The 13,243-nt window shown below is 40.9% G+C and carries 17 protein-coding genes; 6 read left to right on the top strand and 11 right to left on the bottom strand.

Annotation, left to right across the window (positions count from 1 at the left end; translation table 11 throughout):
- Positions 1-4: 4 nt before the first annotated feature.
- The 4 genes from OCU87_RS20485 to OCU87_RS20500 all read right to left on the bottom strand — a co-directional run bounded on the left by OCU87_RS20485 (position 5) and on the right by OCU87_RS20500 (position 1,623).
- Complete coding sequence (locus OCU87_RS20485; RefSeq protein ID WP_261859256.1) at positions 5-379, bottom strand: hypothetical protein; 375 nt, start codon at positions 377-379, stop codon at positions 5-7.
- A gap of 144 nt (positions 380-523) precedes the next feature.
- On the bottom strand, positions 524-667 hold the full coding sequence (locus tag OCU87_RS20490) for a hypothetical protein (RefSeq protein WP_261859257.1): 144 nt from the start codon (positions 665-667) through the stop codon (positions 524-526).
- A gap of 150 nt (positions 668-817) precedes the next feature.
- Complete coding sequence (locus tag OCU87_RS20495; protein ID WP_261859258.1) at positions 818-1,159, bottom strand: hypothetical protein; 342 nt, start codon at positions 1,157-1,159, stop codon at positions 818-820.
- A 215-nt stretch (positions 1,160-1,374) separates the two neighbouring features.
- Positions 1,375-1,623, bottom strand: coding sequence for a DUF3297 family protein (locus tag OCU87_RS20500; RefSeq protein WP_062691918.1), 249 nt, complete (start codon positions 1,621-1,623; stop codon positions 1,375-1,377).
- 635 nt (positions 1,624-2,258) lie between these two features.
- Between OCU87_RS20500 and rpoS the strand changes: the two genes are divergently transcribed.
- On the top strand, positions 2,259-3,134 hold the full coding sequence (gene rpoS / locus OCU87_RS20505; protein ID WP_062691917.1) for an RNA polymerase sigma factor RpoS: 876 nt from the start codon (positions 2,259-2,261) through the stop codon (positions 3,132-3,134).
- Between the two features lie 138 nt (positions 3,135-3,272).
- Entirely contained in the window at positions 3,273-3,821 is a 549-nt protein-coding gene (locus OCU87_RS20510) for a DUF1439 domain-containing protein (protein ID WP_094957490.1), read from the top strand.
- A gap of 94 nt (positions 3,822-3,915) precedes the next feature.
- Here OCU87_RS20510 and OCU87_RS20515 read toward each other — a convergent pair whose 3' ends face one another.
- A complete protein-coding gene (locus OCU87_RS20515; protein WP_261859259.1) occupies positions 3,916-4,212 on the bottom strand; it encodes a hypothetical protein in 297 nt (98 codons plus the stop codon).
- Between the two features lie 184 nt (positions 4,213-4,396).
- Positions 4,397-5,551 (bottom strand): chromate efflux transporter, encoded by a 1,155-nt coding sequence (gene chrA / locus OCU87_RS20520; protein WP_261859260.1) that lies wholly within the window; start codon positions 5,549-5,551, stop codon positions 4,397-4,399.
- A 314-nt stretch (positions 5,552-5,865) separates the two neighbouring features.
- On the opposite strand from chrA, the gene OCU87_RS20525 reads away from it, so the two are divergent.
- A complete protein-coding gene (locus OCU87_RS20525) occupies positions 5,866-6,792 on the top strand; it encodes a LysR family transcriptional regulator (RefSeq protein ID WP_062691911.1) in 927 nt (308 codons plus the stop codon).
- Between the two features lie 149 nt (positions 6,793-6,941).
- A complete protein-coding gene (locus tag OCU87_RS20530) occupies positions 6,942-7,553 on the top strand; it encodes an OmpA family protein (RefSeq protein WP_261859261.1) in 612 nt (203 codons plus the stop codon).
- Positions 7,554-7,647: 94 nt separating this feature from the next.
- Here the strand turns inward: OCU87_RS20530 and OCU87_RS20535 are convergent, their stop codons facing one another.
- Positions 7,648-8,757, bottom strand: a complete 1,110-nt coding sequence (locus tag OCU87_RS20535) for a 1-acyl-sn-glycerol-3-phosphate acyltransferase (RefSeq protein ID WP_062691907.1) — start codon at positions 8,755-8,757, stop codon at positions 7,648-7,650.
- A 284-nt stretch (positions 8,758-9,041) separates the two neighbouring features.
- Between OCU87_RS20535 and OCU87_RS20540 the strand changes: the two genes are divergently transcribed.
- The gene (locus OCU87_RS20540) at positions 9,042-9,734 is read left to right on the top strand and encodes a hypothetical protein (RefSeq protein WP_062691905.1); all 693 of its coding nucleotides are present in this window, start codon (positions 9,042-9,044) and stop codon (positions 9,732-9,734) included.
- A gap of 152 nt (positions 9,735-9,886) precedes the next feature.
- Here the strand turns inward: OCU87_RS20540 and OCU87_RS20545 are convergent, their stop codons facing one another.
- Positions 9,887-10,417 carry a hypothetical protein gene (locus OCU87_RS20545; RefSeq protein WP_094957495.1) on the bottom strand — a complete coding sequence of 177 codons (531 nt, stop codon included), beginning with the start codon at positions 10,415-10,417 and terminating at the stop codon, positions 9,887-9,889.
- Positions 10,418-10,528: 111 nt separating this feature from the next.
- Positions 10,529-11,053: a nicotinate-nicotinamide nucleotide adenylyltransferase gene (locus OCU87_RS20550; protein WP_094957496.1), complete on the bottom strand. Its 525-nt coding sequence runs from the start codon at positions 11,051-11,053 to the stop codon at positions 10,529-10,531.
- A 171-nt stretch (positions 11,054-11,224) separates the two neighbouring features.
- Between OCU87_RS20550 and nadE the strand changes: the two genes are divergently transcribed.
- Positions 11,225-12,055 (top strand): ammonia-dependent NAD(+) synthetase, encoded by an 831-nt coding sequence (gene nadE / locus OCU87_RS20555; protein WP_062691899.1) that lies wholly within the window; start codon positions 11,225-11,227, stop codon positions 12,053-12,055.
- A gap of 152 nt (positions 12,056-12,207) precedes the next feature.
- Here the strand turns inward: nadE and OCU87_RS20560 are convergent, their stop codons facing one another.
- Positions 12,208-12,723 carry a bifunctional (p)ppGpp synthetase/guanosine-3',5'-bis(diphosphate) 3'-pyrophosphohydrolase gene (locus OCU87_RS20560; protein ID WP_062691898.1) on the bottom strand — a complete coding sequence of 172 codons (516 nt, stop codon included), beginning with the start codon at positions 12,721-12,723 and terminating at the stop codon, positions 12,208-12,210.
- 296 nt (positions 12,724-13,019) lie between these two features.
- On the bottom strand, positions 13,020-13,202 hold the full coding sequence (locus tag OCU87_RS20565) for a YoaH family protein (RefSeq protein WP_062691896.1): 183 nt from the start codon (positions 13,200-13,202) through the stop codon (positions 13,020-13,022).
- Positions 13,203-13,243 lie beyond the last annotated feature (41 nt).

A 13,243-nucleotide genomic window follows, 5' to 3' on the forward strand; every position in this document is an offset into this window, starting at 1 on the left:
TCTGTTATACCAATTTTTCTAGCTCTTTCTCAATGCGAGATTTAGCAAGTTTTTTAGCCACATCAATAACAACAGATAGACCTTCTTTTTTGAAGCGACCAGTGATCACTTTTAGTGTATCTGGACGCTCTAACTCTGACGCAAAATCATGACCATCAGCAGTTAATCGAATTGGTGAGTTTGGATACTTATATTTATCATGTCGGCGAGAGAAATTTAACGAGCTATCAGGCCAAACTGAACAAATAAGCCCCTTATCAATAAGAATTTCCATATGATGAACAAATTTATGTTCACCAATGTCCTTTAACTCAGATAAATCGTCCAAGTTCACTGTTGGTACTGGATGCTCAAGAAAAACATCTAGTAGTTTTTTCATATAGTCGTAATCATTTCTCATACAATTTATCTATAATCGAAACACATGTGATAAGCACCTGTATAATACGTTTGCGACCATGCAATTAAGCTAATATTACTGCCTTAATCTCTGAAACTAAAGATAAACGATCATATAAATAAACTATTCGAGTCGTGATATTCGCTTATCGTGGGTCTCTAACATCTTCTTTATCCAAGCAATATCGGTTTTCATGGCGATGCCAGTACCAAACGCCGAACAGAACCCCGTGGCCGCAGCCACGAGTATGGTTTGATATAAGTCCATACTCGTCACTCTCCTACTTTTTCTCGTTACGCAGCATATCCCACAGGCCAACCGCGAACGATGCGACTATCGGCACTTGGGTGCAGCCTTCTGAAATGGCCTCACAAAACACCCTACTTTAGCGCCATGCTGAAGAGTGTTTACTTGGAATTATATGTGATTGCTATTACGAAATCGCATTAATGCCTGACGGGCTTTATACATTACCAAATAAGTTGGAACAGACAATATAATGACAATAATACTGATTTCATGTTTTGAAAATGCAGCAGCCCAAGCATCAATTTTGCTTTTAGACACTATAAAACCCACACAAAGGCTTAGTAGCCCCAAGACAAAAATCAGAGACAGAAGCACATAGCTTGTAGAATCAATACCTTCTATAGCAGATAGAATAAGTATAGAAATACTTATTAGTAACAAGCCGACAGTGACTAGATAGCTACGAGAAAACAAGGTTTGATCAAATGTTGAGAGCAGCTCTTTAGCCAAAAACGTGCCTTTATATTATGAGTATTTAATGGCGTATATTTTAGCTTTTAGTGCCTTTGCTATTAGTGATGTGCCGCACGGCACCAACACGAAATACAAAGAGTGGGATGGGTATTTCTACCTGATTGCAGGTGTAGGCAGGTCATGATTTAGAGCTAGATAAAAAAAGAGCCCAAATAGTATCAGGCTCTTGTTAGGTAAAAAGTTAAAGCGACTTATTTGTAAAAAGCTTCAACAGTACCTTTTAGCTTAATAAGCATAGGTTGACCGCGACGGTCCAACGCTTTAGGTGATGGGATTTTAACCCAACCTTCACTAATGCAGTATTCTTCTACATCAAAACGCTCTTTGCCGTTAAGACGGATACCAATGTTATGTTCAAAACACTCAGCCACATGGTGTGGGCTACGAGGGTCACCTGCAAGGTGATCTGGTAGTGCTGGTTGCGATTTAGCGTCGTTCATGTCCGTAACCTGTAATAAATAAAAAGCTCGCTATTGTAGTCAATATAATCCTTACGCTCAATAGGTGCATGAATAAAAGACACTCGCAGGTACATAGTTATAATCGATTGATTTTACAGCGAATAAGCCACATATCACACTTAACAATAGGATAGTAAACGTAAAAGAACTGGCATTGATACGTGTTCCATTCTACTGCTTATTCAAAACCTTTTTACTATTTTTCTGTTTCGCCATCCAACACACCGCGCGCAACACACAATATAAACTGAGTGAATTAGTATCATCGAGCTCGTTTCATTGTTTTGATGCTAATCACGCAGGCTCCCCAGCAGGGATGTTCACATTATATTAACCACTACCCTCCTGTTTCAAACTTGAGACAAGTCTAAACTTATTCCCCAAGCAGATAGGCTATAAAAATCAATAAAATTTATCGTGACGACTTATTTCATTATAAACAGCAGGTTAAAAGGCAAAAATGAAATTCATCTACGACAAAAGTCTAATGACATTTAGTCAAAATATCATAGTCACTCGGTGGTATATGCGATTTCTGTATGTTAGTGTGTATAAATGTTGTTAATAAGTATACGCGGAAGTTACTTTTACCATTTGTTGTTAGGGGAATTGATATGGATATCAAAAATGACGAATCACAAGCATTTGACGCAGATGTAATTCACCTGTATTTAAAAGAAATTTCTCATAAACCGCTACTTACCAAAGAAGAAGAAGTACTGTATAGCCGAAAATGCCTAACTGGTGATAAAGGGGCTAAACAGGTCATGATCGAGAGTAACCTTCGTCTTGTTGTGAGTATCGCTAAAAAATACCGTGGTAGCGGTATGTTACTGAGTGATTTAATTGATGAAGGTAACATTGGATTAATCACCGCGGTTGATAAATTTGACCCAGAGCGTGGCTTCAGATTTTCAACTTATGCAACTTGGTGGATTAAACAAACTATCGAGCGTGCTATTCATAATCAGGCTCGAACTATTCGCTTACCTGTTCACGTATCAAAAGAAATTAATACAATTCTTCGTACACACAAGCAGTTAATGCGTAATACTAGCCATGAACCAAGCCAAGAAGAAGTCGCTGAAAAGCTAGAACGAAGTGTGGAAGATATCTCTGGTGTCCTTGCGTTTGATGCTCCTGTTGTCTCGATTGATCAGGCAATCAGTGACGATTCAAACTCACAAAGTATGTCTGCTTTCATTTCTGATAACGGTTCAATGAACCCAGATACAGCAGCGAACGAGCAAGATATCAATAAACTCGCTATTTCGATGCTTGAAAGCCTTAATATGCGTGACCGTGAGATCCTATGCCGTCGCTTTGGACTGCTTGGCTATGAAGCACAAACTTTACAGCAAGTTGCAGATGAGGTTGGTTTAACACGTGAGCGTATTAGACAACTCCAGGTCAGCTCTTTGAGTAAGCTTAAAAACTCGTTACAGCGTGATAATTACAATTTAGAGCTTCTATTTGCTGAAAGTGCTTAATTAAATTAGAACAAACTGATTATAAAATCCTCTTGTGATTGCTAATTACAAGAGGATTTTTGTTTGTCTCATACTTGCGATAGCTAATTCTGATAACATTAGCCGATAATTAAGTTTTAGAATTATCAATTAATCACTATGCAAAAAATTATTCGTCAGCTTCCTATTGTATTAATACTACTTCTATCAGGCTGTGCAAGTTACACGGTAACTGAAAATGAAGTTCAGTCTTACCTTGATGATAACGCTCAGTTTGAGCGAACTGTCGGAATTAAAGGGATCGCGCATGCAAATGTCGCTTTCGATGATATCGCAGTTGGTATAGGCCGCGTTGCGGCTGACAGGATCAATCTTGATGCAAATGCCAAAGCAAACGTTGTTATTACGGGGCAAAAACCTCAGGCAGTTGATGTTAGCATGAGTTTTAGTGCAATCCCCTACTATGACAAAGAAGAAGGGGCTATTTTTGTTAAGCAGCTAGAACTGGAAGACATTAAGGTTTCACCGCCTGAAATCGGAATGTTCATTGCTAAACCTTTCGTTTCACCGATTGTATCTTTAGTTGGTGAGCTAATTTCAACGCGCCCTATCTATAAGCTTGATGAAAACGACTTTAAGCAATCTCTTTTAAAATCGGCTAAACCTGAATTGCTGATTAAAGGAAATAAAATAGTTATCGATTTCTAGCATTAGCATAATGCTTGTCGCTAACAATACGGGTGTATCGACAGAGAATTTGGATACACCCGTATTTACTTTTAACTGCACAACCCCAGTCGCGTTATTCTGACTGCTTCGCTTTTTCTAAGAAATTAGTGCCAGCGGCTTCATCTATGATGTGTACCGCCCTTTCTGCTTCAAACGATTTTTGCATCGCTTCGGCTGCATAATCACGGACATTGCGACTTGCAGTCGTAACATAGAAAGTAATGAACACCGCAATTAAAATCACATTAAGCGCATGAGCAAAATACAGCTTACTGGTCATTTTTTTTTCTGATTGCTCTATTTCACTTCGCAGTAATTCAACTACATCGTAGTTTGTTAGGTTTTGTCGTATTTTCCGCGGCTGTGTCATAGTTATGCATTCGTTATTAGTTTTAATTAGATTAGCACTTTTTTCTGACGTACTGCTTAACAGACTTAGTATTATTAATATGGCGTATGATAAAAATTCCGGTTCATACGCCATTAGTTATAGTGCGTTAGGGCAGACAAAATAAAGGTGCAATAAGCACCTTCATTTTGTCTGCCATTCTTACTTAGTGAATGATGATTGTATAGCCACCAAGTAGAATAGCCAGCAACCAAACTGGTACATTTTTGTATTTAAGTAATACATAGCCAACGACAACGGCTACAACATCCTGCCATGTGATAATAGCGCTAGATATTACAGGTGATATAAATGCACTTGCCAGCAAACCAACGACACTTGCATTCACTAATGTGATTGCAGCCTTCAGCTTAGGGTGTGCAAAAATAGCTTCCCACGTAGGCAAAAACGCAAACAGCAATAAGGCCCCTGGTAAAAATACGGCGATTGTCGCCACTAAACTACCCACTATAGGTGACTGCGGCATAACAATAGCACCTAAGTAACTCGCCATGGTAAACATAGGGCCAGGTACAAGCTGTGCTGACGCGTAAGCTGCAAGGAAATCATCACTCTGAACCATCCCCTCCAGCATCGGTTGTAATAGCGGTAACACAACATGCCCACCACCAAACACAAAGCTACCCGCTTGATAGAAGATATTAAATAAGCCGAGCTCTGCACTGAATGTGCTTATCGTCGGTAAACCGATAAGCAATATAAAAAAGCTCGCTAACAGTCCTTTATGTGGGACAATTTTAGGCGTAACTGCTGACTCATTATTTGCTGGTTCCCCTTTTTTATAGCTAATCATTAGCCCTACAAGTGCAGCGATTAAAATTGGCACTATCTGGCCGAGTAACCCTGTTGAGAATGTAACCCATACACCCGTTAATAATGCAGCCGTGACAGTCGCTGCTGATACTAAATTCTTTTTAGCCATTCCCCATACTGCGTCGGCAACGACAATAACAGCCAATAGTTTTGCAGCCTGTATGAAGATATTCATCGCGCTCGCATCAATGGCGTCGGCACTGGCTACAGCAAGAAACGTCAGTAATGCAAAAGATGGTAATGTAAATCCTGCAAATGCGCTGGCTGCACCAAGATAACCAGCACGTTTAAAGCCAATATACATCCCTAGCTGACTACTCGCAGGGCCTGGAAGAAATTGACATAACGCGACAGCTTGTGTGAAATCGTTATCCGATAACCATTTCCTTTTTTCGACGAATTCACGCTGAAAAAAACCTATGTGGGCCGCTGGGCCACCAAAGCTAAACAAACCTAATACAAAAAAGCGGATTAAAACTTCGAACATAACTCCTCCTGTTATGTACAAATTCTACGTTTTCACTCAGAATTAATGAAAACGTTTAAATTGATAGTCTTCATTGATGTGATTAATTGTTGGTATGAGGTGATGAATAGCCAAAGTACGCATAGGTCGTTTATTCAGCTGTTTATGGCCAAGTACAGCATGCCAGTGAAGACTATTGGGCCTTTTTTGATATAGCTAACCTAGGCCTGTATCCTCTTTGTTTTATGCATTGCGCAGTTAACTATGCACTAGGCTGATGAAGTTACTTTAAAATCAGTGATATAATACCCCTTCGATGATAACGGTATTTCTTTATGCTAGAAAATCTCCAACAGATGGTTATCTTGGCGACAGTTGGCCATGAACAAAACTTTACCCGTGCAGCTGAACGACTGGGTATTTCTAAATCTCAAGTCAGCAAGCAAATCCGTTTTTTAGAAGAGCGTTTAGGCTGTCAGCTTGTTCAGCGTAGTACTCGCGCTGTTGCGCTAACGGATATTGGCCTTCAATATGCCGAGTATGGACAACAGCTTGTCGACACAGTTAACGAAGCGGAAGCGATGGTTGCTGGCTATCGCAACGAAATCAAAGGCGTACTGCGCGTCGGTATTGCACAGTCATTCGGTAATATTCATATCACAGCGGCACTAGCCGAATTTCAAAAAGCCCACCCAGATCTAGAGTTAGAAGTGAGCCTATTTGATCATCGACCTAATTTGCTTGAAGAAGGCTTTGACTGCTGGGTGGCTATTCATGAACACCCTCCTGAAGGCATGGTTGCACGCAAACTCTCGGAGTGTGAATTCGTTGTAGTGGCTTCACCGGAGTACATTGCAGAACATGGCGAGCCTAAAACACCAAGTGAGTTACGCCGTCACAACTGCATTACCTATCAAAGCCGTGAACGCCAATATATAAACTGGGAATTCAGCCGTGATGGCGTTAACCAATCTGTTCCTGCCCGTGGAAATTACCGTATAGACAACGCTCCAGCCGTGCTAGATGCAGCAACAGCCGGTGTCGGTATCGCCTATTTAGCGACGTACCTTATTACTGATGAATTTGATACTAACCGACTCGTGCGACTTTTACCTGAATGGAAAGCAAACGTAAACTTGCCGATCTATGCTGTTTATCCTCGTCGCAAGTATCTTGCACCTAAAGTAAGAAGCTTTATTGATTTCATGGCCGATCGCATGTCGGTTTTTCCTTACAATAAACCCAACCCGATCTTAGATTAAGTTGGCAGCTTTCACTGAGCGGCTGTCTCTGTACAACCGCTCAGATAGCTTGCTCATGTACACAACTGCTGTTCTCTCACATTTGAAGTTGTGATCCTGTCACTTTCCACTAAACCTTAAAGGACCCCCTTTCCGCTTTAGGTTCTGTGATGCTATACGTACATGCTCTGTCTTTTCTAACGTCATCGTGTCAAACGGCTATTTTCAAAAGCACGATTGCCCGCATTAGCGTGTGTATATTATTGTTAAGCCTTTCTGGCTGTGCTGATGATCGTTCGGCAGAGTCATTAAATGCAGATTCTGACTCAAACCCCGCCAGTAATGTGACAGCGTCACGCAGCAATAGCGCCGCACCGGATGCCAAAGTTCTACTCACTACGCTTCCCGAACACCGAGATGTTATTCTATTTGATGTAAACAGCTATGAGCTTTCCGCACAATCACAGCTCATTCTTGACCCTATTGCTATTCGGTTGAAAAACTACCCAGATACTTATCTACTGATTGTTGGTCACAGTGATGACGATGGCAGTGATGAAGACAATATTGTGTTGTCGTATGAACGGGCATTCAGCGTGGCTATTTATATCACGGCGGTATTTGGTATTGAGGAAGAAAGATTACAAATCATCGCGGCAGGAAAAGATGAACCGGTAGTTGCTGGTAAAGCAATATTAGAAAAGCAGCAAAACCGTCGTGTTGAAGTTATATCACCACAAGCGATTGTCCGAACGTTAAGTCCCATTGATGGTAAAAAATGATTCAAGGCTAAGTAACGAAACTTTAGGTATAAAAAAAACGGGTAAATCACTTCACCCGTTTAAAATCTCTAATGAATACTGTCGCTAAATGTGCTTAACCTTGCTGTTTCTCTGCAGGGAAGGCATACATTTTCTTTAAAATTTCAGCTACACCCGATGATTGCGATGCAAGCTTGTCTTCAAACATTTGGCGTTCTGTCGCCGTCACAGATTCATGTTCAATGCCAGCAGCTAAGTAGTTTGCAGGGAACAATTTGTAGTTCTGCGTGATCTGGCGATCAATCTCTACAGCCAACTCTTCTGGTGTTTCAAATTCAGTGCCAATCACATCGCCAAAGCTGACATGAATACGACGCTTTTGGCCAACAATGCCTTTGATGATACTGTCGATATCTTCCAGTTCACCTTTTTCGTAGCTGCCCTTAGTGCGAATTTGATCTAACTCTTGAGCTTTTGCAATATCACACGGGTCGTTTTCGTAAGAAATAGCAACAGGGACAATATTAAGTGAAGCCATAAACTCAGAGAAACTCTGCTTACGCTTACGCCCTTCCATGTTGAACATTTTCAAGATAGCTGGCTCTGTTTTATCATTACCATCTTTTGCTCGGCCTTCTTTCTGTGCAATCCAGATTGAATGGCCTGTTTCGATTGAATCTGCAATGTAGCTCGACAATAAGCCCAATGATTTCAGCATTTCACGTGGTGCTTTGATAGAGCGCTTAACAATAAAGCTCTTATTCAAACGCATCAACTCAGTAGCACAAGGCTTTTTCAGTAGATTGTCACCAATCGCAATACGCACCGATTTGAACTTTTGGTTAAACAAACACCAGTTAACAATCGCTGGGTCCATCGCAATATCACGGTGGTTAGACACAAATAAATAAGCCTGCTTCATATCCAGCTTATCTAAACCACTATGCGTAATGGTGTCACATGATTGTTCAAGTGTTGCGGCCATGTACTTAGCAACATGATTCTGAACATCTTCAACTGTATTGATATTCGACCATTTGTTTACAAGAAAACGACGAATGATCGGACGAAGCAGCCAACCAAAAATACCCGAAAGCTGTGGGAAGCGGTAATTTAGAATAGCAGTGATGAACTCATCATCATTCACTAGACGCTCAATTGCGCCATTAACTTCGCTGTCGTTGTACGGGCGAATTTCTTTATAAATATCGTTAGTTGTTTGCACAATTATGCTTCATCAATAATAAAAACTGGGTCATTTTACGCAGAAATACCTGCATTCATAGTGATGCAACGTAATAAGACGCATGGTTGGAGGTCTTACCAGAGCAATTGTTCTACTCTCCGCCTAATTAGACATCAGAATAACTTAAAACCCCGAATAATGTCAGCAAGGCATTGCTTTTTCGTTACAAAAGTCACCAAATAATCCTAGTCTTACTAGTGGATGTGTTGACGATCAAGTCAAAAGCTATCACTATGTGCGGGCTTATTTGCAAGAGAATACGTATGAAACAAGCTATTGAGTTTACCCACCAGCAATACCCTTATTTATCTGTAGGCCCGCGCCGTAAAAGTATGACGTCTTATATGGTCGCTGTAACGCAAGGTGCTGCACTTATCCGCCTTGGTAAAAACGAACATTTGATCCCTCAGGGACATGGTTTTTGGGTACCATTCGAGTGCTTACATGCTTTAACTATTCTGCCTGGCAGCCAAATCAAGCGTGTCGATATTTCTGCACGTATAACCCACCCTGTTTGCACGGAAGCGGGTTTCTTCTCACTCTCTCCGCTTGTTTCTGTACTGCTGACTGAACTAGAGAATACAGCAGAAGAACAGCAAATATGGGATGGGCCATACGGTCGTTTACTGGCCGTTCTAAAAGATCAGCTCATCAATATTAAAGTTGATAACAAGTCGCTATGTCCTGATCTGACTAAGCACTATCAAGAATCACTTAAAATCGCTTTAAACGGTGACAAGGTAACCGATCAACCTGCCGCCAAAGTGATTTCTGAAAAGCTTCACATTAATTTAGCTGAATTAGAAATCACGCTGCTGATGCGAGAAGCATTAAGACTGGCACGCTCAGGGCGTAAACCAGACAAGATTGCAGAAGAGCTGAGCGTTGATATTAAATACCTTGAGACACTGTCTCTGCCTATTTTAGGAAAGCCGCTATCAGCGTTAAATGATTAAGCGCAAGATCTTTGCTTGAGACAATAAGTGATGTCGATAAAACTTGGTTTATCACATCACTTTTTTTGTGTTCGATTTTTGAGTTTTAACTTAACTTTTAACTTAATAACTTAACTTAAGACGGCTTATCTGAGAGTATTGATTGCAGGGCTTTATTGGAATGGAATTTCTAATTGCAGAAAAACGTCACTTGATTGTGAATCATGCCAGCGATAATCAAACCTGAACCGTAAGGCATCAGGATCTTCCCCCCCGACACCAAACGACATTAACAAGCCGTATTGACGGATCAAGTCTTCAATGTCTTTTATGTTCTTTATATCAACTTCTTTTTCTTTATTTTCGTCAGGCATCCAAAAGCCCAAGCCATAAAAAGTGGAAGCCGCACGCGCACTCATAACGGGTGAGTCGTCTTCGACTAATCCAGACCAATCATTCCAGAACTGGCCATTAAATTCTTCATCTTCTTGCCAACTCGGCAAATCCGTTGAACTGGCTAAACTGGGTTCAATAAGGAAATCAGGAATGATAACCGCACTACAGCGTTGATCATGAAGAACATTGTTGTTTGAAATAACCGATGCAGCAGAATATGGATTACATGAGAGTGCAAAAGCATCAGCTGAGACGAGCAATATGCCGCTGATACCGAATAACGTTAATTTAATTCTACATACACTCAAATCTATGCCTTACTTCAATCACTTCGGGTGTGACACCCAAAAACTTCGATTTCATCTTAAAAGCGACTCACTTCATATGTTATAGAATAAAAAACATCGAAACAATGTTGATTATTCAAACTTGAACCGAGAATCATCTACTAGCATTGTAGCGACTTTCTTCGTGGTTAGATGTGAAATAGAACAACTACTCGCAAGTTTGTCCCTAATTAATGTGCTTCTTATCTTTAGCGTTTCAGGGCATGCCAATACTTGCCAAGCTGCAGTAATCTCTTCTGACTTATAAAACTTATGGAAGTGCGCGAAGTTATCAGGACCGATAACAAAAGTGATTTCAGCATCTGGGATTCGCTTTTGAAGTTCTGTTAACACAGCATAGGTTGTGATGGCTTCATCGCCCGTCGCTATGGCCTCTTCTATCCGACATAGTTCTAGATTTGTTAATCCACTATCGTCAATAAACGCTGATACAAGTTCACAACGCGCGTCATAATCGAGCATTTTTTTACCCCAAGCATGTGAATAGCTCGGCAAAAGTAAGACACGATCAAAACGTGTTAAACGTTTTAAAACAGATAAGTGCCCTAAACTTGGTGGATTAAAAGCACTCCCAAATACGGCTATAGACTGTGTCATGCGTTTAAGTCCTTTATTTATGCATTTCTGTAAATAAATGCCAGAATAGCATTGATCATCACGTAGAGTTATCGCATGATTTTGCTAAAGCTTTAACGCATTTATTCACTTTTGTAGTCATATCGGATTCAAGTGAACACTATTTGGGCAAAGCCCGAGGATTACGTAACGATGGAACAGCTAATTCGTGCAGAAATGCGCGTTCTACCAGAAATTGATGTGAATTTTGAAATTCAACGCCGTGTCGCTTTCATTAAAAAGACAATGAAGCAATCAGGCTGTAAATCAATTGTACTAGGGATCAGCGGTGGCGTAGATTCAACAACCTGTGGTCGTTTAGCCCAACTGGCCGTTAATGAACTAAATGCTGAATCAGAGACACAAGATCACCAGTTTATTGCCGTCCGTCTCCCTTACGGTGAGCAGAAAGATGAAGACGAAGCTCAAATTGCTTTATCTTTCATCCAGCCTTCTCAATCAGTGAGTGTCAATATTAAAGATGGCGTAGACGGTATACACGCGAGTACCCTATTCGCCCTTGAAGGCACAGGCCTTATTCCTAATGACTCTGCAAAAATTGACTTTGTGAAGGGTAACGTGAAAGCACGTGCTCGTATGATCGCACAGTATGAAATTGCTGGTCTTGTCGGTGGACTTGTTCTGGGGACTGACCACTCTGCAGAAAACATTACTGGCTTTTATACTAAATTTGGTGACGGTGCATGTGACCTTGCTCCGTTGTTTGGTTTAAATAAACGCCAAATTCGTGCTCTCGCTGCACACATGGGTGCACCTGAGCAACTCGTGGTGAAAGTACCAACGGCTGATCTTGAAGAACTTGCACCGCAAAAAGCAGATGAAGAAGCCCTACAAGTCAGCTACGACCAAATAGATGACTTCTTAGAAGGTAAAGATGTTGAAGCTCACGTCTCTGAACGCCTTGTAAGCATCTACAAAGCCACGCAACACAAACGCAAGCCTATCCCAACTATTTACGATTAATCGCCACTGTGTCTATTTGATAAAGAATAATCGTACATAACGGCTAACTGTACTGTCACTGACAGCGCAAATATAAGAAGATCAGGAATAAGCCTGATCTTTTTTATAGACGCGGCTTCTAAGCCACTGACTGATTCAAGCCAATTAACTGATTATTGCTCGCTCATAGGCTCTATCAAATTATCAAGCTCCCACCAAATAGCTTCGCATAGCCCTTTGCGATAAACCGCTTCTTTAAAAGAGGCATGCTCAAGTTTATACATATCGTAGTGACGCTCTGAAGACGACTTACTGGCGCGCACATTGGCTAGCCGATCGCACGCTTTGACTATTAATGCCAGCCTTGCTGATTCTTCATCAGCATCTAATGATGATAGACGTTGGTTAATCATATCTTTGCGTTTAGCACGATCTTCTAATTTACCATCGGTCATGTAATTCACCGCGTCAGCAACAAGAAAACCAAAATCAGAAGCTAACTCATCAACCGTCGTTTCAGTGTCTTCCATGACATCATGCAATTGCGCAATGATCATGGCATCCGTCCCGAAAGGTGTTGCTAAACGTGAAACTGCCTCTAAATGCACGTGATAAGGCAGATCTCCATAATATTGTCCACTATGCCGACTTCTTGCTAGAGTCCGTGCTTTTAGATAACGATTATTCATTTCATTTCACCTTCATACAAAATGGACTGCCGCTTTGCCCATACGTTGTCTAAATTGCTCACAGCAATTGCGTAATTAAAAAGACATCGTCTTAACCTTAATTACAGTATTAGTATATTTGAACTTATCAGGGTTGCTGATTCTGGCTTTTTTGTATGAGATTTGACGCACAATTTGAATAAAAAAACGGCACCTCATAATGAGGTGCCGTTCTGATCGTTCTTTTATCACGTTTTTGTCTTCTGCGTTCTTACGCAGTTGTCATCTAGCTGTCATTTAAAACAGCTCACCGACGCTTATTCTTCTTCGAAGCGTGCCGCTGGCTCTTGCTGTGCTTTCGCTTTTGCAGCCGACTCGCGAATATCATTAGCGACTATTTGAATAGCTTCACCACTGCTCATGCCGCTAGCCATTAACTCATGAATGCGTTCGGCTGCAAGTTGTTGCTCTGCGTGAGTCAGTGTTGTTGAATTGAACATAGTAATAATGCGCCTGATATCTTGAAAGGAGCGACATTCTA

Source organism: Photobacterium sanguinicancri (assembly GCF_024346675.1).
GTDB lineage: Bacteria > Pseudomonadota > Gammaproteobacteria > Enterobacterales > Vibrionaceae > Photobacterium > Photobacterium sanguinicancri.

Bases quoted from the DNA above. Each gene is read 5' to 3' on its own strand.
- OCU87_RS20515 (WP_261859259.1), bottom strand. From the start codon at position 4,212: ATGACACAGCCGCGGAAAATACGACAAAACCTAACAAACTACGATGTA.
- OCU87_RS20565 (WP_062691896.1), bottom strand. From the start codon at position 13,202: ATGTTCAATTCAACAACACTGACTCACGCAGAGCAACAACTTGCAGCC.
- OCU87_RS20525 (WP_062691911.1), top strand. From the start codon at position 5,866: ATGCTAGAAAATCTCCAACAGATGGTTATCTTGGCGACAGTTGGCCAT.
- chrA (WP_261859260.1), bottom strand. From the start codon at position 5,551: ATGTTCGAAGTTTTAATCCGCTTTTTTGTATTAGGTTTGTTTAGCTTT.
- OCU87_RS20485 (WP_261859256.1), bottom strand. From the start codon at position 379: ATGAAAAAACTACTAGATGTTTTTCTTGAGCATCCAGTACCAACAGTG.
- OCU87_RS20490 (WP_261859257.1), bottom strand. From the start codon at position 667: ATGGACTTATATCAAACCATACTCGTGGCTGCGGCCACGGGGTTCTGT.
- OCU87_RS20500 (WP_062691918.1), bottom strand. From the start codon at position 1,623: ATGAACGACGCTAAATCGCAACCAGCACTACCAGATCACCTTGCAGGT.
- OCU87_RS20510 (WP_094957490.1), top strand. From the start codon at position 3,273: ATGCAAAAAATTATTCGTCAGCTTCCTATTGTATTAATACTACTTCTA.
- nadE (WP_062691899.1), top strand. From the start codon at position 11,225: ATGGAACAGCTAATTCGTGCAGAAATGCGCGTTCTACCAGAAATTGAT.
- OCU87_RS20540 (WP_062691905.1), top strand. From the start codon at position 9,042: ATGAAACAAGCTATTGAGTTTACCCACCAGCAATACCCTTATTTATCT.
- OCU87_RS20550 (WP_094957496.1), bottom strand. From the start codon at position 11,053: ATGACACAGTCTATAGCCGTATTTGGGAGTGCTTTTAATCCACCAAGT.
- rpoS (WP_062691917.1), top strand. From the start codon at position 2,259: ATGGATATCAAAAATGACGAATCACAAGCATTTGACGCAGATGTAATT.
- OCU87_RS20560 (WP_062691898.1), bottom strand. From the start codon at position 12,723: ATGAATAATCGTTATCTAAAAGCACGGACTCTAGCAAGAAGTCGGCAT.
- OCU87_RS20530 (WP_261859261.1), top strand. From the start codon at position 6,942: ATGCTATACGTACATGCTCTGTCTTTTCTAACGTCATCGTGTCAAACG.